Source organism: Pseudomonas putida, assembly GCF_002025705.1.
Taxonomy (GTDB): domain Bacteria; phylum Pseudomonadota; class Gammaproteobacteria; order Pseudomonadales; family Pseudomonadaceae; genus Aquipseudomonas; species Aquipseudomonas putida_J.
In genome coordinates this window covers 4037043-4060102 of the sequence record NZ_CP018846.1, presented here as the reverse complement: position 1 = coordinate 4060102, position 23060 = coordinate 4037043, and the positions used below count along the sequence as shown (strand labels likewise).

Annotated in this window: 25 protein-coding genes; all 25 read left to right on the top strand. The window is 63.4% G+C overall.

The features are described from left to right. The first annotated feature begins 70 nt into the window (after positions 1 to 70). The 25 genes from BUQ73_RS18340 to flhB all read left to right on the top strand — a co-directional run bounded on the left by BUQ73_RS18340 (position 71) and on the right by flhB (position 22905). Complete coding sequence (locus BUQ73_RS18340; protein WP_079229134.1) at positions 71 to 424, top strand: flagellar protein FlaG; 354 nt, start codon at positions 71 to 73, stop codon at positions 422 to 424. 83 nt (positions 425 to 507) lie between these two features. Beyond that, positions 508 to 1917 carry a flagellar filament capping protein FliD gene (gene fliD / locus BUQ73_RS18335; protein ID WP_079229133.1) on the top strand — a complete coding sequence of 470 codons (1410 nt, stop codon included), beginning with the start codon at positions 508 to 510 and terminating at the stop codon, positions 1915 to 1917. A 164-nt stretch (positions 1918 to 2081) separates the two neighbouring features. Next, entirely contained in the window at positions 2082 to 2465 is a 384-nt protein-coding gene (fliS, locus tag BUQ73_RS18330) for a flagellar export chaperone FliS (protein ID WP_079229132.1), read from the top strand. Positions 2466 to 2473: 8 nt separating this feature from the next. Then, positions 2474 to 2770, top strand: a complete 297-nt coding sequence (locus BUQ73_RS18325) for a hypothetical protein (RefSeq protein ID WP_027921175.1) — start codon at positions 2474 to 2476, stop codon at positions 2768 to 2770. A gap of 167 nt (positions 2771 to 2937) precedes the next feature. After that, entirely contained in the window at positions 2938 to 4413 is a 1476-nt protein-coding gene (gene fleQ / locus BUQ73_RS18320) for a transcriptional regulator FleQ (RefSeq protein WP_079229131.1), read from the top strand. Between the two features lie 194 nt (positions 4414 to 4607). Beyond that, complete coding sequence (locus tag BUQ73_RS18315) at positions 4608 to 5825, top strand: sensor histidine kinase (RefSeq protein WP_079229130.1); 1218 nt, start codon at positions 4608 to 4610, stop codon at positions 5823 to 5825. Continuing rightward, positions 5825 to 7201 (top strand): sigma-54-dependent transcriptional regulator, encoded by a 1377-nt coding sequence (locus tag BUQ73_RS18310; protein ID WP_079229129.1) that lies wholly within the window; start codon positions 5825 to 5827, stop codon positions 7199 to 7201. Before BUQ73_RS18315 ends, BUQ73_RS18310 begins: the two co-directional genes overlap by 1 nt. Before the next feature lie 104 nt (positions 7202 to 7305). Beyond that, positions 7306 to 7638, top strand: a complete 333-nt coding sequence (gene fliE, locus BUQ73_RS18305) for a flagellar hook-basal body complex protein FliE (protein ID WP_079229128.1) — start codon at positions 7306 to 7308, stop codon at positions 7636 to 7638. Between the two features lie 15 nt (positions 7639 to 7653). After that, positions 7654 to 9429: a flagellar basal-body MS-ring/collar protein FliF gene (gene fliF / locus BUQ73_RS18300; RefSeq protein WP_079229127.1), complete on the top strand. Its 1776-nt coding sequence runs from the start codon at positions 7654 to 7656 to the stop codon at positions 9427 to 9429. Continuing rightward, complete coding sequence (gene fliG / locus BUQ73_RS18295; protein ID WP_027921181.1) at positions 9422 to 10441, top strand: flagellar motor switch protein FliG; 1020 nt, start codon at positions 9422 to 9424, stop codon at positions 10439 to 10441. The genes fliF and fliG overlap by 8 nt, the downstream gene beginning before the upstream one ends. Before the next feature lie 91 nt (positions 10442 to 10532). Next, positions 10533 to 11297 (top strand): flagellar assembly protein FliH, encoded by a 765-nt coding sequence (gene fliH, locus BUQ73_RS18290; RefSeq protein ID WP_027921182.1) that lies wholly within the window; start codon positions 10533 to 10535, stop codon positions 11295 to 11297. Continuing rightward, entirely contained in the window at positions 11287 to 12645 is a 1359-nt protein-coding gene (gene fliI, locus BUQ73_RS18285) for a flagellar protein export ATPase FliI (protein ID WP_079229126.1), read from the top strand. The genes fliH and fliI overlap by 11 nt, the downstream gene beginning before the upstream one ends. A 6-nt stretch (positions 12646 to 12651) precedes the next feature. Beyond that, the gene (gene fliJ, locus BUQ73_RS18280) at positions 12652 to 13104 is read left to right on the top strand and encodes a flagellar export protein FliJ (RefSeq protein ID WP_079229125.1); all 453 of its coding nucleotides are present in this window, start codon (positions 12652 to 12654) and stop codon (positions 13102 to 13104) included. 200 nt (positions 13105 to 13304) lie between these two features. After that, positions 13305 to 13610, top strand: a complete 306-nt coding sequence (locus BUQ73_RS18275; protein WP_079229124.1) for an STAS domain-containing protein — start codon at positions 13305 to 13307, stop codon at positions 13608 to 13610. Positions 13611 to 13618: 8 nt separating this feature from the next. Then, entirely contained in the window at positions 13619 to 15310 is a 1692-nt protein-coding gene (locus tag BUQ73_RS18270; RefSeq protein ID WP_079229123.1) for a fused response regulator/phosphatase, read from the top strand. 60 nt (positions 15311 to 15370) lie between these two features. Further along, a complete protein-coding gene (locus tag BUQ73_RS18265) occupies positions 15371 to 15718 on the top strand; it encodes an Hpt domain-containing protein (RefSeq protein ID WP_079229122.1) in 348 nt (115 codons plus the stop codon). 71 nt (positions 15719 to 15789) lie between these two features. Then, positions 15790 to 17103 carry a flagellar hook-length control protein FliK gene (locus BUQ73_RS18260; protein ID WP_079229121.1) on the top strand — a complete coding sequence of 438 codons (1314 nt, stop codon included), beginning with the start codon at positions 15790 to 15792 and terminating at the stop codon, positions 17101 to 17103. A gap of 356 nt (positions 17104 to 17459) precedes the next feature. Next, complete coding sequence (gene fliL, locus BUQ73_RS18255; protein WP_079229120.1) at positions 17460 to 17957, top strand: flagellar basal body-associated protein FliL; 498 nt, start codon at positions 17460 to 17462, stop codon at positions 17955 to 17957. A gap of 9 nt (positions 17958 to 17966) precedes the next feature. After that, the gene (gene fliM, locus BUQ73_RS18250) at positions 17967 to 18935 is read left to right on the top strand and encodes a flagellar motor switch protein FliM (protein WP_027921190.1); all 969 of its coding nucleotides are present in this window, start codon (positions 17967 to 17969) and stop codon (positions 18933 to 18935) included. Positions 18936 to 18982: 47 nt separating this feature from the next. After that, positions 18983 to 19447, top strand: coding sequence for a flagellar motor switch protein FliN (fliN, locus tag BUQ73_RS18245; RefSeq protein ID WP_027921191.1), 465 nt, complete (start codon positions 18983 to 18985; stop codon positions 19445 to 19447). 12 nt (positions 19448 to 19459) lie between these two features. Further along, positions 19460 to 19906 carry a flagellar biosynthetic protein FliO gene (fliO, locus tag BUQ73_RS18240; RefSeq protein WP_192858724.1) on the top strand — a complete coding sequence of 149 codons (447 nt, stop codon included), beginning with the start codon at positions 19460 to 19462 and terminating at the stop codon, positions 19904 to 19906. Continuing rightward, positions 19906 to 20685 carry a flagellar type III secretion system pore protein FliP gene (gene fliP / locus BUQ73_RS18235; RefSeq protein WP_079229118.1) on the top strand — a complete coding sequence of 260 codons (780 nt, stop codon included), beginning with the start codon at positions 19906 to 19908 and terminating at the stop codon, positions 20683 to 20685. Before fliO ends, fliP begins: the two co-directional genes overlap by 1 nt. Positions 20686 to 20706: 21 nt before the next feature. Beyond that, complete coding sequence (gene fliQ / locus BUQ73_RS18230; RefSeq protein ID WP_027921194.1) at positions 20707 to 20976, top strand: flagellar biosynthesis protein FliQ; 270 nt, start codon at positions 20707 to 20709, stop codon at positions 20974 to 20976. 7 nt (positions 20977 to 20983) lie between these two features. After that, positions 20984 to 21760: a flagellar biosynthetic protein FliR gene (gene fliR, locus BUQ73_RS18225; protein ID WP_079229117.1), complete on the top strand. Its 777-nt coding sequence runs from the start codon at positions 20984 to 20986 to the stop codon at positions 21758 to 21760. 2 nt (positions 21761 to 21762) lie between these two features. Beyond that, a complete protein-coding gene (gene flhB, locus BUQ73_RS18220) occupies positions 21763 to 22905 on the top strand; it encodes a flagellar biosynthesis protein FlhB (RefSeq protein ID WP_079229116.1) in 1143 nt (380 codons plus the stop codon). Positions 22906 to 23060 lie beyond the last annotated feature (155 nt).

The window sequence follows — 23060 nt, the reverse complement described above, 5'->3', positions numbered from 1 at the left end:
TAGCGCGATGAAGTTCGGCGAGGGGGTGCATGCGCACTCTCTCGCTTTTTACTTTCAGAGGTGAAGTGCGATGGACATTAGCGTCAAGTCAAGCCCGTCGTATCAGATGTCTTCGGTAGTCGCCAGCATCCAGAAGGATGACGCGGCCGACAAAGCCTCCGGGCAAGTGCGCAAGGCATCGCAGCAAGACGCTCCCAAGAGCGAGGTCGAATTGCATTCGGCCGTGAAGGAAATACAGGATTTCGTCCAGTCGTTGCAGCGCAACCTGGAGTTTTCGGTGGATGATTCCACCGGTACGTGGGTCGTCAAGGTCGTTGCCCGTGACAGCGGCGAGGTAATCCGTCAGATTCCGTCGGAGACCGCCCTCGAACTGGCCCGCAGCCTGCATGACGTCAACAGTCTGCTTTTCGATGAGAAAGCCTGACGGCCCGCAGGTCATTTGAACGGTTGCACGGGTGCCGAAGAGGCACCCCGGTTTTTCGGCGTCAACCAGAAAAGGAGGATGTAATGGCAAGTCCAATTCTACCGAGTTTGGGGCTGGGTTCCGGTCTCGATACTACGGCCATTGTGAAGGCCCTGGTTGATGCCGAGAAAACCCCCAAGCAGGGGCAGCTCGATCGCCGCACGTCGGCAAACACCGCTTCGATTTCGGCGGTGGGTAGCCTCAAGAGCGCACTGGCCGCCTACAAGACGGCGATGGACAAGCTCAATGACAGCGCCAACCCGGCGTTCATTGGCTCTGTGGCGGCCACGTCCAACGACAAATATGTGAAGGCCACTGCCGGCAGTTCGGCAGTCAACGGCAACTATTCGGTGCAGGTTTCGCAGCTGGCAACCGCGTCGCGCGTGGCCAGTCAGCGTTACACCGACAGCAGTTCGGTGGTGTCCGCCAGTGGCGGCACCCTGACGCTCACCCAGAATAACGTCAGCTTCGACGTTACCATCCCGGCCAATGCCACGCTGCAGCAGACCCGCGACGCGATCAATGCCCAGGCCACGTCCAAGGGCTACACGGCCAACATCGTCAACGACGGTACCGGCTCGCGCCTGGTGCTGAGCTCCGAGACCATGGGTGAGCTTTCGGATATTTCCGTATCCGGCGTCATGACCATCGACCCGTCGGCGCAGATGACCGATGCCGGTGGTGCCGGTCGCATCGGTGACCTGGCCAAGGATGCCGAGTTCGAAATCGACGGCATGAAGCTCACCAGCAAGTCGAACAAGGTCGACAATGCCATCAGCGGCATGACCTTCGAGTTGCTGTCCAAGACCGAAGCGCTGTCGCCGGTGTCAATCAGCGTGACCGCCAACACCGACGGCCTGAAGAAGTCGGTGCAGTCTTTCGTCGATGCCTACAACGCCCTGGTGGGCGCGATCAACACGGTCAGTGTTTCGACCAAGGCCACAGATGGCACCTGGAAGACCCCGGCGCTGTCGGGCGACCCGGCAGTGCGCAGCATGCTGACGGCGCTGCGCAACGAGCTGGTGGTGCCGGGCGACAATGGCTCGGGGCAGCTCAGCGTGCTCTCGCAGTTGGGTATCAACACTGCCCAGGGGACTGGCCTGCTGGAATTTGACAGCACCAAGTTCACCAAGGCGATCAACGATCAGAAGCTCGGCGGCGAAGTCCAGAACCTGTTCAATGGTGATGGCGGCCTGCTCGATCGCATGAACAAGGCCATGGAGCCGTTCTCTGCGACCGGCGGTGTGCTGGATGAGCGCAACAAGTCGCTCGAATCGACCAAAAAGAGCCTGGAGATCGAGCAGAGCTCCCTGGATGCCCGCATCAAGGACCTGGAAGCCTCGCTGACCAAGAAGTACAACAACATGGACACCTTGGTGGGCCAGTTGAACTCGCAGCGAGACAGCGTGCTGTCGATCTTCGATGCCATGACCGCCCAGCAGAAAAAATCCTGACGGGGCGTGATGCGTAACGCCGGCGCAGCCATGGCGCCGCGTACCAGTGCCAAAAGCCCGACAGCGCGTGACGCTCTGTCGGGCTTTTTGTATTCTCTCTAAAGTTTTTTGACGCCGCGCCGATAGCCCGGTCATACAGCAACCCCGTGGTGACGAGGTACCCCATGAATCCAATGTTAGCCCTTCGGCAGTACCAGAAGATTGGCGCCCAGGCGCAGACCTCCGAGGCGAGTCCGTATCGTCTGGTGCAGATGCTGATGGAAGGCGGCCTGGACCGCATTGCCCAGGCCAGTGGTGCGATGCAGCGCAAGGACATCGCCGCCAAGGGGATCGCCATCGGCAAGGCCATCGGCATCATCGGCGGGCTGCGTGAAGGCCTGGATCGCGACAACATGACCGAAGAGCTCAATCGTCTCGACAACCTGTACCTGTACATGACCCGCCGCTTGAGCGAGGCCAACATGCAGAACGATCCGGCGATCCTTGACGAGGTCAGGGACCTGCTGATCACTGTCAAGGAAGGCTGGGACGCGATCGGCGCGCAGTAGGAGGGTATATGAGCAAGGTGATCGAGCGTATCGAACAGACCCGTGACGAGTTGCTGGCTGCACTGGCCAGCCGTGACTGGCAGGCGGTCGGTGAGCTTGACCTTGCGTGTCGCGTCTGTGTCGAGGATGTGCTGGCTGAAGCACTGAGCAATGAGGCCGCGGTGCGTACAAGTCTTGAGGAATTGCTTGTGGTCTACGGGCAGTTGATTGACGTTGCAAGTGGCGAGCGTCAATCAATAGTCGACGAGATGACGCAAATCCGCCAGGCGAAAAACGCCGCCAAGGTATACCATCTGTTCACTTGACCACAGATGTACAAAAAGCCGTGCGCCATTAATTTGACTGTACGGGTTTTTTTGACTTTACTAGTGGCTGTTTTCGAATTTCAGACGTCCGAACACTGACCATTCAGTCGGAGATGTCGAGCATGCCCTGACAAGGGCGCCGATATGACTAGGGAAGTTGCTATTGCATGTGGCGTGAAACCAAGATTCTCCTGATCGATGACGACAGCGCCCGCCGCCGCGATCTGGCGGTGGTCCTGAACTTTCTCGGCGAAGAAAACCTCCCGTGCTCCAGCCAGGATTGGCAGCAGGTAGCAGGGAGCCTGTCTTCGAGTCGCGAAGTGCTCTGCGTGCTGATCGGTACCGTCAATGCCCCGGGCAGTGTGCTTGGGCTGCTTAAGACAGTGGCTGGGTGGGATGAGTTCCTTCCGGTTCTGCTGATTGGTGAAATTTCTTCTGCGGACTTCCCGGAAGAACTGCGCCGTCGGGTGCTGTCCAATCTCGAGATGCCGCCGAGCTACAGCCAGCTGCTCGATTCGCTGCACCGTGCCCAGGTCTATCGCGAGATGTACGACCAGGCCCGTGAGCGCGGTCGTCAGCGCGAGCCCAACCTGTTCCGCAGCCTGGTCGGCACCAGTCGTGCCATCCAGCACGTGCGGCAGATGATGCAGCAGGTGGCCGACACCGACGCCAGCGTGCTGATCCTCGGTGAGTCCGGCACCGGCAAGGAAGTGGTGGCGCGCAACCTGCACTACCATTCCAAGCGCCGCGAAGCGCCGTTCGTGCCGGTCAACTGCGGGGCGATCCCGGCCGAGTTGCTCGAGAGCGAGCTGTTCGGCCACGAGAAGGGCGCCTTTACCGGTGCCATCACCAGCCGTGCCGGGCGTTTCGAACTGGCCAACGGCGGTACCCTGTTCCTCGACGAAATCGGCGACATGCCGTTGCCGATGCAGGTCAAGTTGCTGCGTGTGCTGCAAGAGCGTACCTTCGAGCGCGTGGGCAGCAACAAGACCCAGAGCATCGACGTGCGCATCATCGCCGCGACCCACAAGAACCTCGAAACCATGATCGAGGATGGGACGTTCCGCGAAGACCTGTACTACCGCCTCAATGTGTTCCCGATCGAGATGGCGCCGTTGCGTGAGCGCGTGGAAGACATCCCGCTGCTGATGAACGAGCTGATCTCGCGCATGGAGCACGAGAAGCGCGGTTCGATCCGCTTCAACTCGGCCGCGATCATGTCGCTTTGCCGCCACGGCTGGCCGGGCAACGTCCGCGAGCTGGCCAACCTGGTCGAGCGCATGGCGATCATGCACCCGTACGGGGTGATCGGGGTGTCGGAGCTGCCGAAGAAGTTCCGCTACATCGATGACGAGGACGAGCAACTGGTTGACAGCCTGCGCAGCGACCTCGAAGAGCGCGTGGCGATCAACGGCCATACGCCGAACTTCAGCAACCATGCGATGTTGCCGCCAGAGGGCCTGGACCTGAAGGACTACCTCGGTAGCCTGGAGCAGGGCCTGATCCAGCAAGCGCTGGACGATGCCAACGGGATTGTTGCGCGTGCGGCTGAACGTTTGCGTATTCGCCGCACCACCCTGGTCGAGAAGATGCGCAAGTACGGCATGAGCCGCCAGGGCGGCGAGGATCAGGCGGAAGACTGATTGCGTTTTTGGGCGCATGTCTTGAGGTAGATGTTGGGGCGTAGATCGAGCGCCGCCCGCGCGGCGCTCGATCTACGCCACACCACAAACCTCAAACTGTTCACCCTCCGCTAAATCCCCAACCCCGGCACGGCTATTGCTACTCCGCTGGCACCACACCGTTTTTATGACGGTCAGCCACGCGAGAGAGCACGATGCCCCAGGCCGCCCACTTTTCCCGAGTCCCTGATCCGCAGGGGCGTACCCCGGTCAAACAGGAGAGTCGACAGGGGCTGGAGCAGGCGTTTGCCCTGTTCAATCAGGTTTCCACCCAGCTCAACCAGTCCTACAGCATGCTCGAAGCCCGGGTCAGTGAGCTCAAGGGCGAGCTGGCAGTGGTCGGTGCGCAGCGCATGGCCGAGCTGAACGAAAAAGAGCGCCTGGCCAACCGCCTGCAGAACCTGCTCGATCTGCTGCCGGGTGGGGTCATCGTGATCGACGACCAGGGCCTGGTGCGTGAGGCCAACCCGGCCGCCTGCGAGTTGCTCGGCGAGCCTGTGGTCGGCCAGCTGTGGCGCCAGGTGATCGCGCGCAGCTTCGCCCCGCGCAAGGATGACGGCCATGAGGTCTCGCTGCGCGATGGTCGGCGGTTGTCGATCGCCACGCGTTCGCTGGATGCCGAGCCAGGCCAGTTGGTATTGCTCAACGACCTGACTGAAACCCGCCGTCTTCAAGACCAGTTGGCCCGGCATGAGCGCCTGTCTTCGCTGGGGCGCATGGTCGCCTCGCTGGCACACCAGATCCGTACGCCACTGTCGGCCGCCATGCTCTATGCCAGTCACCTGGCTGATGGTGAGCGCGAGCTCGCGCCAGAAACCCGCCAGCGCTTCGCCGGCAGCCTGAAAGAGCGCCTGCACGAGCTGGAGCACCAGGTGCGCGACATGCTGGTATTTGCCCGTGGCGAGCTGCCGCTGGGTGATCGCCTGACCCCCAAAGCCCTGTTCCAGGCCTTGCAGCAAGCGGCCCAGCCCCACGTGCAAGGGCACGCCGTGCGCTGGCAGTGCGACAGCCACCTGGGCGAGTTGCTGTGCAATCGCGACACCCTGGTCGGTGCCTTGCTCAACCTGATCGAGAACGCCTTGCAGGCCAGCGACAGCCCGGCGCGCCTCAAGGTGCACCTGTTCCGTCGTGAGCGCACCTTGCACCTGAACATCAGCGATGCCGGCAGTGGCATCGATGCCGAGTTGCTGGGACGCCTGGGCGAGCCGTTCCTGACTACCAAGGCCACCGGCACCGGGCTCGGGCTGGCGGTGGTCAAGGCCGTGGTGCGTGCGCACCAGGGCAAGTTGCAGTTGCGCTCGAAGGTCGGGCGTGGCACCTGTGTAAAAGTTGAGCTGCCGCTGATCGATGGGCAGGCAGCGGAGGTCGTGTGATGGCAATCAAGGTGCTGCTGGTCGAGGATGACCGCGTATTGCGCCAGGCGCTGGGCGATACCCTGGAGATCGGTGGCTTCGCCTTCGATGCCGTCGGCAGTGCCGAAGAGGCGCTACAGGCAGTGGCAGGCGAGGCTTACAGCCTGGTGGTCAGTGACGTGAACATGCCGGGCATGGATGGTCATGAGTTGCTGGCGCAGCTGCGCCGTCATCATCCCCAGCTGCCGGTGTTGCTGATGACCGCTCACGCGGCTGTCGAGCGTGCGGTGGAGGCCATGCGCCAAGGGGCTGCGGATTACCTGGTCAAGCCGTTCGAGCCCAAAGCCTTGTTGAGCCTGGTCGAGCGCCACGCCGCCGGGCGCCTGACGGCCACTGACAATGAAGGGCCGGTAGCCTGTGAGGCCGCCAGTCGACAGCTGTTGGAACTGGCGGCGCGCGTGGCTCGCAGCGATTCGACCGTGCTCATTTCCGGTGAGTCGGGTACCGGCAAGGAAGTGCTGGCGCGCTATATCCACCAACAGTCGCCGCGGGCGGCGCAGCCGTTCGTTGCGATCAACTGCGCGGCGATCCCGGACAACATGCTCGAGGCCACGCTGTTCGGCCACGAGAAGGGGGCCTTCACCGGCGCCATCGCCGCCCAGGCCGGCAAGTTCGAGCAGGCCGAGGGTGGCACCTTGCTGCTCGACGAAATTTCCGAGATGCCCCTGGGGCTGCAGGCCAAGCTGCTGCGCGTGCTGCAGGAGCGCGAGGTGGAGCGGGTCGGTGGGCGCAAGCCGATCGCCCTGGATATCCGTGTGCTGGCCACCAGCAACCGCGACATGGCGGGCGAAGTGGCGGCGGGGCGCTTTCGCGAAGACCTGTACTACCGGCTTTCGGTATTCCCGCTGGCCTGGCAGCCACTGCGCGAGCGCGCTGGCGATATCCTGCCGCTGGCCGAGCGCCTGCTGGCGCGCCACGTGGCGAAGATGAAGCACGCGCCGGTGCGGCTGTCTGCCCAGGCATGCGCCTGCCTGCAGGCGCATGCCTGGCCGGGCAACGTGCGTGAGCTGGACAACGCCTTGCAGCGGGCGCTGATCCTGCAGCAGGGCGGGGTGATCGAGGCGGCGGATTTTTGTCTGGCAGGCGCCATTCCATTGTCAGTCGGGGTGGTGGCCACTGTATCGCCATTATCCGCGGAAGCGGTGGGCGACTCCGGAGGCCTGGGCGACGATATGCGTCGTCATGAATTCCAGATGATCATCGATACCCTGCGCACCGAGCGCGGGCGGCGCAAGGAAGCTGCCGAAAAGCTGGGCATCAGCCCACGTACCCTGCGCTACAAGCTGGCGCAAATGCGTGATGCCGGGCTCGACGTGGAAGCCAGCCTGTTCGGCTGAAGCATTCATTTGTATGTTTGCGCCGGGCTGGCACACGTGTTGCTAGTTCAGGGCTATCCGCCGCATGAGTGTCAAAAAAATGCGGCCGCCGGAGAGAGAAGGTCATGAGCCAAGGTGTTGAATTCAATCGTCTGATGCTGGACATGCGTGCCATGCAGGCCGATGCCATGTCGTTGCCCAAAGCCACCGTCGCCCCCGAGCTGGCGCCTGGCCAAAGCACCTTTGCCGACATGCTCGGCCAGGCCATCGGCAAGGTCAACGAGACCCAGCAGGCGTCGACCCAGCTGTCCAATGCCTTCGAGATCGGCAAGAGCGGCGTCGACCTGACCGACGTGATGATCGCCTCGCAGAAAGCCAGCGTGTCCATGCAGGCGTTGACCCAGGTACGCAACAAGCTGGTCCAGGCGTACCAAGACATCATGCAGATGCCGGTTTGAGGACGGAAGTAAGTCATGGCTGATGCAGTCGTCGATAACGCCCCTGCCAAGAGCAGCGCGCCAGGTTCCAAGCCGCCGCTGTTGAACCTGGCGTTTCTGGAAAACATCTCGCAGATGCCCATGCTGCGTCAGGTCGGCCTGCTGGTCGGGTTGGCGGCCAGCGTGGCGATCGGCTTCGCCGTGGTGCTGTGGTCGCAGCAGCCGGATTACCGGCCGCTGTACGGCAGCCTGGCCGGCATGGACACCAAGCAGGTCATGGATACCCTGGCCTCCGCAGACATTCCCTATCATGTCGAGCCCAATTCCGGTGCTCTGCTGGTCAAGGCCGACGACCTCTCCCGTGCGCGCCTGAAACTGGCGGCGGCCGGCGTGGCGCCAAGCGATGGCAATGTCGGCTTCGAGCTGCTCGACAAAGAGCAAGGGCTGGGCACCAGCCAGTTCATGGAAGCCACCCGCTATCGCCGCAGCCTGGAAGGTGAGTTGGCGCGTACCGTTTCCAGCCTGAACAACGTCAAGGCCGCCCGCGTGCACCTGGCGATTCCAAAAAGTTCGGTTTTCGTGCGTGACGAGCGCAAGCCAAGCGCTTCGGTGCTGGTCGAGCTGTACCCTGGCCGTTCGCTGGAAGCGGGCCAGGTAATGGCCATCGTCAACCTGGTCGCCACCAGTGTGCCGGAGCTGGACAAGTCGCAGGTCACCGTGGTCGACCAGCGCGGCAACCTGCTCTCCGAGCAGTTGCAGGACACCGCGCTGACCATGGCCGGCAAGCAGTTCGACTACAGCCGCCGCATGGAAGGCATGCTCACCCAGCGTGTGCACAACATCCTGCAGCCAGTGCTGGGCAATGACCGCTACAAGGCCGAGGTTTCCGCCGACCTGGACTTCAGTGCGGTCGAATCGACGTCCGAGCAGTTCAACCCGGACCAGCCGGCGCTGCGCAGCGAGCAGGCGGTCAACGAGCAGCGCGCCAGCAGCCAGGGCCCGCAGGGCGTGCCTGGCGCGCTGAGCAACCAGCCGCCAGGCCCGGCGTCGGCACCGCAAACCACCGGTGGCGCTGCCGCGCCGGCCGCTGCCATCCAGCCTGGCCAGCCGTTGGTGGATGCCAACGGCCAGCAGATCATGGACCCGGCCACCGGCCAGCCGATGCTCGCCCCGTACCCGTCGGACAAACGTGAGCAGACCACCAAGAACTTCGAGCTGGACCGCTCGATCAGCCACACCCGTCAGCAGCAGGGCCGCCTGACCCGCCTGTCGGTTGCGGTGGTGGTCGACGACCAGGTCAAGGTTGGCGCCAATGGCGAGAGCACCCGTGCCCCATGGGGTGCTGAAGACCTGGCGCGCTTCACCCGCCTGGTGCAGGACGCGGTGGGCTTCGATGCCAGCCGCGGTGACAGCGTGACGGTGATCAACGTGCCGTTCGCCGCCGACCGTGGCGAAGAAATCGCCGATATCGCGTTCTACCAGCAGCCGTGGTTCTGGGACATCGTCAAGCAGGTGCTGGGCGTACTGTTCATCCTGGTGCTGGTGTTCGGCGTGCTGCGCCCGGTGCTCAACAACATCACCGGTGGCGGCAAGCAGGCTGCTGCGGACAGCGACATGGAACTGGGCGGGATGATCGGTCTGGATGGCGAACTGGCCAACGACCGTATCAGCCTCGGTGGCCCGTCAAGCATTCTGTTGCCGAGCCCGAGCGAGGGTTACGAAGCACAGCTCAACGCAATCAAAGGCCTGGTGGCCGAAGACCCGGGCCGCGTGGCCCAGGTCGTGAAAGAGTGGATCAACGCCGATGAGTGACAATCGAGCCATTACCGCCAAGCTGAGCCGCGTCGACAAGGCTGCGATCCTGCTGCTGTCGCTCGGTGAGACCGATGCTGCGCAAGTCCTGCGACACATGGGCCCGAAAGAAGTGCAGCGGGTCGGTGTGGCCATGGCGCAGATGGGCAATGTGCACCGTGAGCAGGTCGAGCAGGTGATGAGCGAGTTCGTCGAGATCGTCGGCGACCAGACCAGCCTGGGCGTGGGCTCCGACGGCTACATCCGCAAGATGCTCAACCAGGCCCTCGGCGAGGACAAGGCCAATGGCCTGATCGACCGTATCCTGCTCGGTGGCAACACCAGCGGCCTGGACAGCCTCAAGTGGATGGAACCGCGCGCCGTGGCCGATGTGATCCGCTACGAGCACCCGCAGATCCAGGCCATCGTGGTCGCCTACCTCGACCCTGACCAGGCTGGTGAAGTGCTGAGCAACTTCGACCACAAGGTGCGCCTGGACATCATCCTGCGCGTTTCCTCGCTGAACACCGTGCAACCGGCAGCGTTGAAGGAGCTGAACCAGATCCTCGAGAAACAGTTCTCGGGCAACTCCAATGCCGCGCGCACCACCCTGGGTGGTATCAAGCGTGCCGCCGATATCATGAACTTCCTCGACAGCTCCGTGGAAGGTGCGCTGATGGACTCGATCCGCGAGATCGACAACGACCTGTCGGAACAGATCGAAGACCTGATGTTCGTCTTCAACAACCTGGCCGATGTCGACGACCGTGGTATCCAGGCACTGCTGCGCGAAGTGTCGTCCGACGTGCTGGTGGTGTCGCTCAAGGGCGCCGACGAGCGGGTCAAGGACAAGATTTTCAAGAACATGTCCAAGCGTGCCTCGGAACTGCTGCGCGACGACCTCGAAGCCAAGGGGCCGGTGCGTGTCAGCGACGTGGAGACGGCGCAGAAGGAAATCCTCACCATCGCCCGTCGCATGGCCGAGGCCGGCGAGATCGTGCTCGGCGGCAAGGGTGCCGAGGAAATGATCTGATCCATCAGGCGACACGAACCTCCCTGTGGGGGCGTCCCGGCAAGGCCGCTCCTACAAGGATCGTGTCGCTTGCAGATGAGTAGTTGAAAACATGCCCACCAAAGAATCCCACCCCAGCGACCTGATCCGTGCCCGCGACCTCGAGGGCGTCGACGTGTGGGCGCTGCCCAGCTTCGACCCGGAGCCTGAGCCGGAACCTGAGCCTGCGCCGGAAGTGGTCGAGGAAGAAGTCGAGGAAGTGCCGCTGGAAGAAGTCCAGCCACTGACCCTCGAAGAGCTCGAAGCGATCCGCCAGGAGGCCTACAACGAAGGCTTCGCCACCGGTGAGCGTGAGGGATTCCACAGCACCCAGCTGAAAGTGCGCCAGGAGGCCGAGGAAGCGCTCGCCGCCAAGCTGGCCAGCCTGGAGCAGCTGATGGGGCACCTGCTCGACCCGATCGCCGAGCAGGACACGCAGATCGAACGCAGCGTGGTGCACCTGGTTGCGCACATGGCGCGCCAGGTCATCGGCCGCGAACTGCGCAGCGACTCCAGCCAGATCACCCAGGTGTTGCGCGAAGCGTTGAAGCTGTTGCCGATGGGTGCCGACAATATCCGCATCCACCTCAACCCGCAGGATTTCGAGCTGGCCAAGGCCCTGCGCGAGCGCCATGAAGAAAGCTGGAAGCTGCTCGAAGATGAGGCCCTGCTGCCTGGTGGCTGCCGGATCGAGACCCTGCACAGCCGCATCGACGCGACCATGGAAACCCGTATCGAGAAAGCCGTGGCGCAGTTGTTCGACCAGCTGCACGACCAGGCCTTGCACCCGGCGGCGGCGGACATGTCGGTCGAACTGGACGCCAGCGATGCGCCTTGACCGCACCAGCTTCGGCAAGCGCCTGGGCGGCTATGCCGAGGCAATCGGGCTGCCGGTGCAACCGGTGGTCGAAGGCCGCCTGCTGCGCATGGTCGGCCTCACCCTTGAAGCCGAAGGCCTGCGCGCCGCGGTAGGCGGGCGTTGCCTGGTCATCAACGACGACAGCTACCACCCGGTGCAGGTCGAGGCCGAGGTGATGGGCTTTGCCGGCAACAAAGTGTTCCTGATGCCCGTGGGCAGCATTGCCGGCATCGCGCCGGGCGCGCGCGTGGTGCCCCTGGACGACAGTGGTCGCCTGCCCATGGGCATGAGCATGCTGGGCCGAGTGCTTGACGGCGCCGGGCGCGCCCTCGATGGCAAGGGCGGCATGCGTGCCGAGGATTGGGTGCCGATGGACGGGCCGATCATCAACCCGCTCAACCGTGACCCGATCAGCAAGCCGCTGGACGTGGGCATCCGCAGCATCAACGGCCTGCTGACCGTCGGCCGTGGCCAGCGCCTGGGCCTGTTCGCCGGTACCGGCGTCGGTAAATCGGTGTTGCTGGGCATGATGACCCGTTTCACCGAAGCGGACATCATCGTGGTCGGCCTGATCGGCGAGCGGGGCCGCGAGGTCAAGGAATTCATCGAGCACATCCTCGGCGAAGAGGGGCTCAAGCGCTCGGTGGTCGTGGCATCGCCTGCTGACGACGCGCCGTTGATGCGTTTGCGTGCGGCCATGTATTGCACGCGTATTGCCGAGTACTTCCGCGACAAGGGCAAGAACGTCCTGCTGCTGATGGACTCGCTGACCCGTTTCGCCCAGGCCCAGCGCGAAATCGCCTTGGCCATCGGCGAGCCACCTGCCACCCGCGGCTACCCGCCGTCGGTGTTCGCCAAGTTGCCCAAGCTGGTGGAGCGCGCCGGTAACGGCGAGCCCGGTGGTGGCTCGATTACCGCCTTCTACACCGTGCTGTCCGAGGGTGACGACCAGCAGGACCCGATCGCCGACTCGGCGCGGGGTGTGCTCGACGGCCACTTCGTGCTGTCCCGTCGCCTGGCCGAAGAGGGCCATTATCCGGCCATCGATATCGAAGCCTCGATCAGCCGGGTCATGCCGCAGGTGGTAGGTGCCGACCACTTGCGCCAGGCACAGAAATTCAAGCAACTGTGGTCGCGGCTGTCGCAGAGTCGTGACCTGATCAGCGTCGGCGCATACGTGGCCGGTGGCGACCCGGAAACCGACCTGGCAATTGCCTTGCAGCCGCAGTTGGTGGACTTCCTGCGCCAGGGGCTGGACGAAAATGTCGGCATGGGTCAGAGCCGCGACGAGCTGGGGGCGATCTTCACGCCGCCGGCGAAGGGTTGATAGGCCGTGAGCCTGCCCGGTCGCGCTGCCCGCCTGGCCCCTGTGGTCAACATGGCCGAAGAGGCTGAGCGCAAGGCCGCCCAGCGCGTGGGGCACTTTCAGCAGCAGATGGTTCAGGCCCAGGCCAAGCTGGCTGAGCTGGAGTCGTTCCGCGAAGGTTATCAGGCCCAGTGGATCAACCGTGGCGGGCAGGGCGTGAATGGCAGCTGGCTGCTCAACTACCAGCGCTTCCTGGCCCAGCTGGAAACGGCCATGACCCAGCAACGGCAGAGCCTGGCCTGGCATGAGAACAACCTGAAGAATGCCCGCGGCACCTGGCAGCAGGCCTATGCCCGGGTGGAGGGGCTGCGCAAGCTGGTGCAGCGCTATCTGGAGGAGGCGCGACGGGCGGAAGACAAGCGCGAGCAGCGTTTGCTGGACGAACTGTCGCAGCGCTTGCCCAGGCAAGGTCATCTGTAACCTGTGCCGGCCTCTTCGCGGGTAAACCCGCTCCCACGGGAACAGCGCAAGGCCCGGGAGCAGTGCGGTCGCTGTGGGTGTGGGCTTGTCGGGGCGTCGAACCGCCGCGAAGCGGCCTTTGCCGGCTTGCCTTGATAGTCCAGCCGCGGGCTGCTAAACCTTGAAGAGTTGCATTCGCCATCATCGAAGGAATCGCTAGCATGGCAGTCGAGACTGATTTTTCGCAGGACGGGAAAAAACTCACGATCAAGGTCAAGGGGCGCTTCGATTTCGGCAAGCATCAGGAATTTCGTGATGCCTATGAGCGCCACGCGAAAAAGCCCGATTCGGTGGTTGTCGACCTGAAGGACGCCACCTACCTGGACAGCTCCGCGCTGGGCATGCTGCTGTTGCTGCGTGACCATGCCGGTGGTGACGACTCGGACGTGCGCGTGGTACATGCCAGTTCCGACGTGCGCAAGATCCTGGCCATTTCCAATTTCGAAAAACTGTTCGATATCAGTTGAGTGCCCAGATGTCGGCCGAGCAGGCGTTGACCGTACTGGTGGCTGAGGACGGGGCGGTCGACCGCCTGCTGCTGGCGCAGATCGTCCGTCGCCAGGGTCACCAGGTATTCACGGCGGAAAATGGCGAACAGGCCGTCGCGTTGTTTGCCGAGAAGCGCCCGCAGCTGGTCTTGCTCGACGCCTTGATGCCGGTGATGGATGGTTTCGAGGCCGCGCGCCAGATCAAGGCGCTGGCCGGCGAGGCGCTGGTGCCGATCATCTTCCTGACCTCGCTGAGCGAGGAGGATGCCCTGGTGCGTTGCCTGGAGGCCGGGGGTGACGACTTCATGGCCAAGCCCTACAGTGCGGTGATCCTCGGTGCCAAGATCCGCGCCATGGACCGCTTGCGTCGCTTGCAGGCGACCGTGCTCGAGCAGCGTGACCAGATCACCCGCCACCATCACCACCTGCTCAACGAGCAGCGGGTGGCCAAGGCGGTGTTCGACAAGGTCGCCCACTCCGGTTGCATCACTGCACCGAACATCCGCTACCTGCAGTCGCCCTATGCCCTGTTCAATGGCGACCTGCTGCTGGCAGCGTTCACCCCGGCGGGGGACATGCGCGTGCTGCTCGGCGATTTCACCGGCCATGGTTTGCCTGCCGCAGTTGGTGCGATGCCGCTGGCGGAAGTGTTCTACGGCATGACTGCCAAAGGCTACGGCCTGCCACAGATGCTGCGTGAGATGAATGCCAAGCTCAAGCGCATCCTGCCGGTGGACATGTTCTGCTGCGCGCTGCTGCTCAACATGAGCGTGCAGCGCGGTGCCGTGGAAGTGTGGAATGGCGGCATGCCTGATGGCTACCGGCTTTCGGCTGACGGGCAAGTGCTGGGTTGCCTGGGTTCGCGGCATCTGCCGCTGGGCATCCTGGCGCCGGAGCGTTTCGACGACAGCACCGAAGTGCTGCCGCTGGCGGCGGGGGAGCGGCTGTTGTTGCTGTCCGATGGCGTGGTCGATACCGCAGACGAGCAGGAGCGCCTGTTCGGTGTCGAGCGCCTGCGCGAGGTGCTGGCTGCCAATCGCGAGCCGGCGCGGCTGTTCGATGAGGTCATGCAGGCCCTGGAGCATTTCGGCGGGCGCCCCCGGGACGACATCAGCCTGTGCGACATTCGCATGTTCAGCGGCGATGACCGGGTGCCTGCCCCGACCCTGTATTCCGATAGCGGGCGCTCCAGTCCGCTGGACTGGTCGCTGGGGTTCGAGTTGCGTGGCGAAAGCCTCAAGCGTTTCAACCCGGTGCCCTACCTGGTGCAGTTGTTGCAGGAAATCCATGGCTTGCGGCCGCGCACCGGCGCCTTGCACAGTGTGCTCAGCGAGTTGTATTCCAATGCCCTGGAGCATGGTGTGCTGGGCCTGGATTCGCAGCTCAAGCGTGATGTGCAGGGTTTTGCCGACTACTATCAGGAGCGGGCCCGGCGCCTGGTGGCGTTGGCCGAAGGCTTCGTGCGCATCGACCTGAAGGTGGAACCGTCAGGGGCGGGCGGGCGTCTTACCATCGAGGTCCGCGACAGTGGTGCGGGGTTCGATGTACGCAGCGTGTTGTCGCGCCCGTCCCTTGAGCAGGATTTGAGCGGGCGCGGGCTGAACCTGGTGCAGCGGCTTGGCAGCCGCGCCGAATGGCGCGAAGGTGGCCGTTGCGCCCACGTTCAGTTCGATTGGTGATGCGCCTGGAGGGCCGCAGGGCGGCTCAGGCATAATCCGGCTTGATCAAGGAGTGAGCAAGTGACTGACATGCATATTGACCACAAGGTACTCAGCGATTTGCAGGAGGTCATGGAAGATGGCTACCTGCAGCTGCTGGAAACCTTTCTGGAAGACTCCGAGCGGCGTTTGAGCCAGCTGCATGAGGCCAAGAGCGCCGATGAGCTGGGCATGGCTGCGCACAGCTTCAAGGGCAGCAGCAGCAACATGGGTGCTGTTGGCCTGGCGCGGTTGTGCCAGCAACTGGAAGAGCGGGTGAAGGTGCGACCGCTGTATGGCATCGAAGACCTGATCAACCGGATCGACGAGGAATACCAGGAAGTGCAGTGCTTCTATCGCGGCGAGCGTGAGCGCGTTTCAGCGAGCTGAGGGCAAGTTGGCGCGACTTTTGCCTCTCTGTGCCCAGATGATATTCCAGTTTCTGGCGCGGAGACCGCTCAATGCCTGTCGCACCCAACCCTTTGATGCAAGCCAACACCTTGAGCAAGGTGTCGAACGCAGGTTCCTCGCGGGCGGACAAGCCGCTGCAGGCGGCGGGCGGGTTGGGCGGCGGCTTCGACAAGGTCATGGCCGGGCAGGGGCGTGACAAGGCGCCTGCAAGCAACGACAAGGTTGCTCAGCCCGGCCCGAAAGACAAACCCGACGTTGCCCAGGGCGGCAAGAAGCAGGACGCCGATAAACCGGCGGTTGCCGATGACGGCAACAAATTGCCAGCAGACGATGCGGCGCCGGATACTGCCGATGCTGCAGTGCCCAGTGATTCGGGGTCGCTCGATGCCAGCCTGGTTGCGGGCCAGGTGACGGATGCACAGCCCGGCGCGCAGTTGCTGCAGGCCCAGGCCGAAGCGGTGGCGCCGGTGTTGCAGGCCGCTATGCAGCAGCCAGCAGTGGCCGAGGTTGCCGCGCCCTTGCCGGCAGCGCCCGAGGCCGATGCCGAGGCCTTCGACCCGGATGCCGATCCTTTGGCCAACCTGCCGACCTTGCGCCTGGCCTTGGAGCAGACTGCCCAGGCCAAAGGTACGACCTCGGCGCATGCTGCCGACGCATCCAAGGCGCAGCCCGATGATGGTCAGGCGGCCGTCAATCCGTTGGCGACCCTGATCGACAAGGTCGAGGGCCAGGCAGGCAAATCCGAGACTGGCGACAAGGCCTTCGGCGCCTTGCTCGAAGACGGGCTCAAGGACACCAAGAGCGCCAGCAGCGATACCCGTGTCGATGACTTTGCCAACCGCCTGGCCAGCCTGACCCAGGCGGTTACCGCGAAGACCGCCAATGCCCTGCCGGTAAGCGCCAACCCTTTGCATCAGCCCTTGCAGATGAACCAGGGGGCGTGGGCCGAAGGCCTGGTCAACCGGGTCATGTACCTGTCCAGCCAGAACCTCAAGTCGGCGGATATCCAGCTGGAGCCGGCCGAGCTGGGGCGCCTCGATATTCGCGTCAATGTCGCGACTGACCAATCCACCCAGATCACTTTCGTCAGCGGCCATGCGGGCGTACGAGATGCACTGGACAGCCAGGTGTATCGCCTGCGCGAGCTGTTTGCTCAGCAGGGGTTGGCGCAGCCGGACGTCAATGTCGCCGACCAGTCGCGCCAGCAACAGCAGCAGGCGCAGCAGGATGGCTCGCAGTTGTCCGGGGTGGCTGCCCGGCGAGCGCAGGGTGGCGGGGGTGAGCAGGGTGAGCTGGCTGATGTTTCCCGGCCAGTGGAGCAGCAGGTGGTGATTGGCGACAGTGCGGTCGATTATTACGCTTGATGGGTTTGGCTTTGGATATGCAGCGGCTGTGAGATCGAGCGCCGCCCGCGCGGCGCATCGCGGATGAATCCGCTCCTACATTTGTTGCAACGTGCCGAACCTGTAACGCCTTGGTCGTCTGCCTTGGCGCATGTCTTGAGCCTTGCAAACTAGGCTGAAAACCATGGCCTGGCAGGCATGGCCACGTTGCAACAGATGTAGGAGCGGATTTATCCGCGATGCGCCGCGCGGGCGGCGCTCGATCTCGCAGGCGCCACACCTCTCAAGCCAAACCCCTCACAAAGCAAATCTGGCATAACACTTGCTCAAGCCACGTCATCCTCCTTTGAAACCCCGATGGACGACGGATTATTGGCATGGCGAAGAGCGACGCAGTGAAAGACCCCGCCGCAAAAGGCAAACTCAAGCTGATCCTGCTGCTGGTGCTGGCGCTGCTGCTGGCGGTCGGCCTGTCGGTGGGCGCCACCTGGTTCATCATGCACAAGAGTGAATCGGCACCCGCCCCTGAAGCGGCCGCTACCAACGTCAAGGCTGCCGCGATCTACGTGCCGCTGGCTCCCGCCTTCGTGGTCAATTTCAACCAGAACGGCCGCCAGCGCTACATGCAGCTGAGCATCACCATGCAGGGCCGTAATCAGGCCGACCTGGACGCACTCTCGGTGCACATGCCGGTGATCCGCAACAACCTGGTGATGATGTTCTCCGGCCAGGGCTTCGATACCCTTGCGGCCAGTTCGGTGGGCCAGGAGATGCTGCGTCAGAAAGCCACCGCAGTGGTTCAGGAAGTGGCGCAGAAAGAAGTCGGCAAGCCGGTGGTCGACCAGCTGCTGTTCACCAATTTCGTATTGCAGTAGGAGTCCGCAATGGCCGTACAGGACCTGCTGTCCCAGGATGAGATCGATGCCCTGTTGCATGGCGTCGATGATGGGCTGGTACAGACCGAGAGCGTTGCCGAGCCAGGCAGCATCAAAAGCTACGACCTGACCAGCCAGGATCGGATCGTGCGTGGTCGCATGCCGACCCTGGAAATGATCAACGAGCGTTTCGCCCGCTACACCCGCATCAGTATGTTCAACCTCCTGCGGCGTTCGGCCGACGTGGCGGTGGGCGGCGTGCAGGTGATGAAGTTCGGCGAGTACGTGCATTCGCTGTACGTGCCGACCAGCCTCAACCTGGTCAAGATCAAGCCGCTGCGCGGCACCGCGCTGTTCATTCTCGACGCCAAGCTGGTGTTCAAGCTGGTGGACAACTTCTTCGGTGGCGACGGCCGTCACGCGAAGATCGAGGGCCGTGAATTCACCCCGACCGAGCTGCGCGTGGTGCGCATGGTGCTGGACCAGTGCTTCGTCGACCTCAAGGAAGCCTGGCAGGCGATCATGCCGGTCAACTTCGAGTACATGAACTCCGAGGTCAATCCGGCCATGGCCAACATCGTCGGCCCGAGCGAGGCAGTGGTGGTGTCGACCTTCCATATCGAACTGGACGGCGGTGGCGGCGACCTGCATGTGACCATGCCGTATTCGATGATCGAGCCGGTGCGGGAAATGCTCGATGCCGGCTTCCAGTCCGACCTCGACGACCAGGACGAGCGCTGGGTCAAGGCCCTGCGCGAGGACGTGCTGGACGTTTCGGTGCCGCTGACCGCCACGGTTGCCCGCCGCCAGCTGAAACTGCGCGACATCCTGCACATGCAGGCTGGCGACGTGATCCCGGTGGAGCTGCCTGAGCACCTGGTACTGCGCGCCAATGGCGTGCCGTCGTTCAAGGCGCGCCTGGGCTCGCACAAGGGCAACCTGGCCCTGCAGATCATTGACCCGATCGAACGCCGCTGACTGCGTGCCGGTCGCTCTTTACGAATTGAATGCCTGTCGAGGACATCATGGCTAACGAAAACGAGATCACTTCCGCGGAAGACCAGGCCCTGGCCGATGAGTGGGCCGCGGCCCTGGAAGAAACCGGTGATGCCGGCCAGTCCGACATCGACGCACTGCTCGCCGGTGACGGCGGCAAACCCGGTGCCGGTCGCCTGCCGATGGAAGAGTTCGCCAGCTCCCCGCGGCCGAACGAGAACGTCAGCCTCGAAGGCCCGAACCTGGATGTGATCCTGGACATTCCGGTGAACATTTCCATGGAAGTGGGCAGCACCGAAATCAACATTCGCAACCTGCTGCAGCTCAACCAGGGCTCGGTGATCGAACTCGACCGCCTGGCCGGCGAGCCGCTCGATGTGCTGGTCAACGGCACGCTGATCGCCCATGGCGAAGTGGTTGTGGTCAACGAGAAGTTCGGCATCCGCCTGACCGACGTGATCAGCCCAAGCGAACGCATCAAGAAGCTGCGCTGAGTGAAAGGCACGATGCGGGCCGTGATGGCCCTGGCCGCGCTGCTGGCCAGTGAAATGGCCATCGCCGCCGCCACGCCTGCTGCCAGCCCGGTTGCAGCGCCGGCCGCTGCGCCCGGCAGCCTGGGGGGGCAGCTGGCGCAGATGGTGTTCGGCCTGCTGCTGGTGGTGGGGCTGATCTTCTTCCTGGCCTGGGCGTTGCGCCGCATGCAGGGCGCTGCGCCCAAGGGCGGGCAGGTGATCGAGATCGTCGGCAGCCGTGCCATCGGCCCGCGTGACCGGCTGTTGTTGGTGCAGGTTGGCAAGGAGCAGATCCTTATCGGCCACACTCCGGGCAGCATCGAGGCTTTGCATGTGCTGGCCGAACCTGTCGAAGTACCCGCCAGCGCGCGCCAGGCGACGCCGGAGTTTGCCCAGCGGCTGATGGAGCTGATGGGCAAGGATCAGAAGGACAAGAAGTGATGACCCGCGCCTTGCGCCTGCTGTTGAAAAATACGTTGAGCACATTGTTGCCACTTGCGCTGCTGCTGGCTGCGCCGCTGGCCCTGGCGGCAGACCCGTTGTCGATTCCGGCCATTACCCTGTCCAACACCGCGGACGGGCAGCAGGAGTATTCGGTCAGCCTGCAGATCCTGCTGATCATGACGGCGCTGAGCTTCATCCCGGCGTTCGTCATCCTGATGACCAGCTTCACCCGCATCATCATCGTGTTCTCGATCCTGCGGCAGGCCCTGGGCCTGCAGCAGACACCGTCGAACCAGGTGCTGACCGGCATGGCGCTGTTCCTCACCCTGTTCATCATGGCGCCGGTGTTCGACCGGGTGAACCAGGATGCCCTGCAGCCGTACCTGAGCGAGAAGATGACGGCCCAGCAGGCCATCGAAAAGGCCCAGGGGCCGCTCAAGGACTTCATGCTGGCACAGACCCGGCAGAGCGACCTCGACCTGTTCATGCGCCTGTCCAAGCGCACCGACATCGCCGGCCCCGATCAAGTGCCGCTGACTATCCTGGTGCCGGCGTTCGTCACTTCGGAGCTGAAGACCGCGTTCCAGATCGGCTTCATGATCTTCATCCCGTTCCTGATCATCGACATGGTGGTGGCCAGTGTGCTGATGGCCATGGGTATGATGATGTTGTCGCCGCTGATCATCTCGCTGCCGTTCAAGATCATGCTGTTCGTTCTGGTCGATGGCTGGGCGCTGATCATGGGTACCCTGGCCGGCAGTTTCGGCGGCGTCTGACGCCGCCTAGGAGAGCCCCGCATGACACCTGAAGTAGCTGTCGACCTGTTCCGTGACGCGCTGTGGCTGACCACCCTGATGGTTGCCGTGCTGGTGGTGCCGAGCCTGCTGGTCGGCCTGATCGTGGCCATGTTCCAGGCTGCCACGCAGATCAACGAACAGACCTTGAGCTTTCTCCCGCGCCTGCTGGTGATGCTGGTCACGCTGATCGTCGCCGGGCCCTGGTTGGTGCAGAAGTTCATGGAGTACATCACCGGCCTGTACACCAGCATCCCGCAGCTGATCGGTTGAGCCTGCCATGCTGGAGTTGACCGACGCGCAGATCGGCACCTGGGTCGCCACCTTCATCCTGCCGCTGTTCCGGGTGACCGCGGTGCTGATGACCATGCCGATCTTCGGTACGCGCATGCTGCCGGCGCGCATCCGCCTGTATGTGGCGGTGGCCATCACCGTGGTCATCGTACCGGCACTGCCGCCGCTGCCGGAGTTCGACCCGCTGAGCCTGCGCGGCCTGCTGCTGTGTGGCGAGCAGGTCATCGTCGGCGCGTTGTTCGGGTTCTCCCTGCAGTTGCTGTTCCAGGCCTTCGTCATCGCCGGGCAGATCATCGCCGTGCAGATGGGCATGGCCTTCGCCTCGATGGTCGACCCGGCCAACGGGGTCAACGTGGCGGTGGTGAGCCAGTTCATGACCATGCTGGTGAGCGTGTTGTTCTTGCTGATGAACGGCCACCTGGTGGTGTTCGAGGTCATGACCGAGAGCTTCACCACCTTGCCGGTGGGCCATGCCCTGGTGGTCAATCACTTCTGGGAAATGGCTGGCCGCCTGGGGTGGGTGTTCGGTGCCGGCCTGCTGCTGATCCTGCCGGCGATCACCGCGCTGCTGGTGGTGAACATCGCCTTCGGCGTGATGACCCGTGCCGCGCCACAGCTGAACATCTTTTCCATCGGTTTCCCGCTGACCCTGGTGCTGGGCATGGGGATCTTCTGGATCGGCCTGGCCGATGTGCTTTCGCACTACCAGACGTTGGCCAGCGAAGCGCTGCAATGGCTGCGTGAACTGGCGAGGGCACCCTGAGCATGGCAGAGAGCGAGAGCGGCCAGGACAAGACAGAGGACCCGACCGACAAACGCAAGCGCGACGCGCGCGAAAAAGGTGAGATCGCCCGGTCCAAGGAACTCAATACCGTTGCCTCGACCCTTGCCGGCGCCGGTGCGCTGCTGGCATTCGGCGGCAACCTGGCGGAAACGTTGATGACGCTGATGCGTATGAACTTTTCCCTGACCCGTGAGGTGCTGACCGACGAGCGCTCGATGGGCATGTTCCTGCTGGCGTCGGGCAAGATGGCGATCTGGGCGGTGCAGCCGATTCTCATGCTGCTGTTCGTCATCGCTTTCGTTTCACCCATCGCCCTCGGCGGGTTCATTTTCTCGGGTAGCCTGTTGCAGCCCAAGTTCAGCCGGATGAACCCATTGTCGGGTATCAAGCGGATGTTTTCGCTGAACTCGCTCACAGAGTTGCTCAAGGCCATGGCCAAGTTCATGGTCATCCTGGTCGTGGCGCTGGTGGTGTTGAGCAATGACCGCCAGGCGCTGCTGGCCATTGCCAACGAGCCGCTGGAGCAGGCGATCATCCACAGTGTTCAGGTGGTTGGCTGGAGTGCCTTGTGGATGGCTGCCGGCCTGCTGCTGATCGCGGCGGCGGACGTGCCGTTCCAGCTGTGGCAGACCCACAAGAAGCTGAAGATGACCAAGCAGGAGATCAAGGACGAGTACAAGGACAGCGAAGGCAAGCCCGAGGTCAAGCAGCGCATCCGTCAGCTGCAGCGCGAGGTGTCGCAGCGGCGCATGATGGCCGCCGTGCCCGAGGCCGATGTGATCATCACCAACCCGACGCACTATGCCGTGGCCCTGCAGTACGACCCGGAGAAGGGTGGGGTAGCGCCGTTGCTGGTGGCCAAGGGCACCGACTTCATTGCCTTGAAGATTCGCGAGATCGGCGTCGAGCACAAGGTGCAGATCCTCGAATCGCCAGCCCTTGCGCGGGCGATCTACTACTCCACCGAGGTCGAAGGGGAAATTCCGGCAGGGCTTTACCTGGCGGTAGCGCAGGTGCTGGCCTATGTGTTCCAGATCCGCCAGTACCGCTCAGGCAAGGGCAAGCGGCCTGAGCCGCTCAAGGAAGACCTGCCGATTCCGCCGGACCTGCGCCGCGACAGTTGATCCGTGCTTTGCTGCGGTCTTTGTGGGAGCGGCCTTGCGTCGCGAAAGGGGTGCGCAGCGCCCCCAGAATCTCAGCTTCGCCGCATAAATTGCCGGGGCTGCTGCGCAGCCCTTTCGCGACGCAAGGCCGCTCCCACAACGGTTGCGCCGTAACT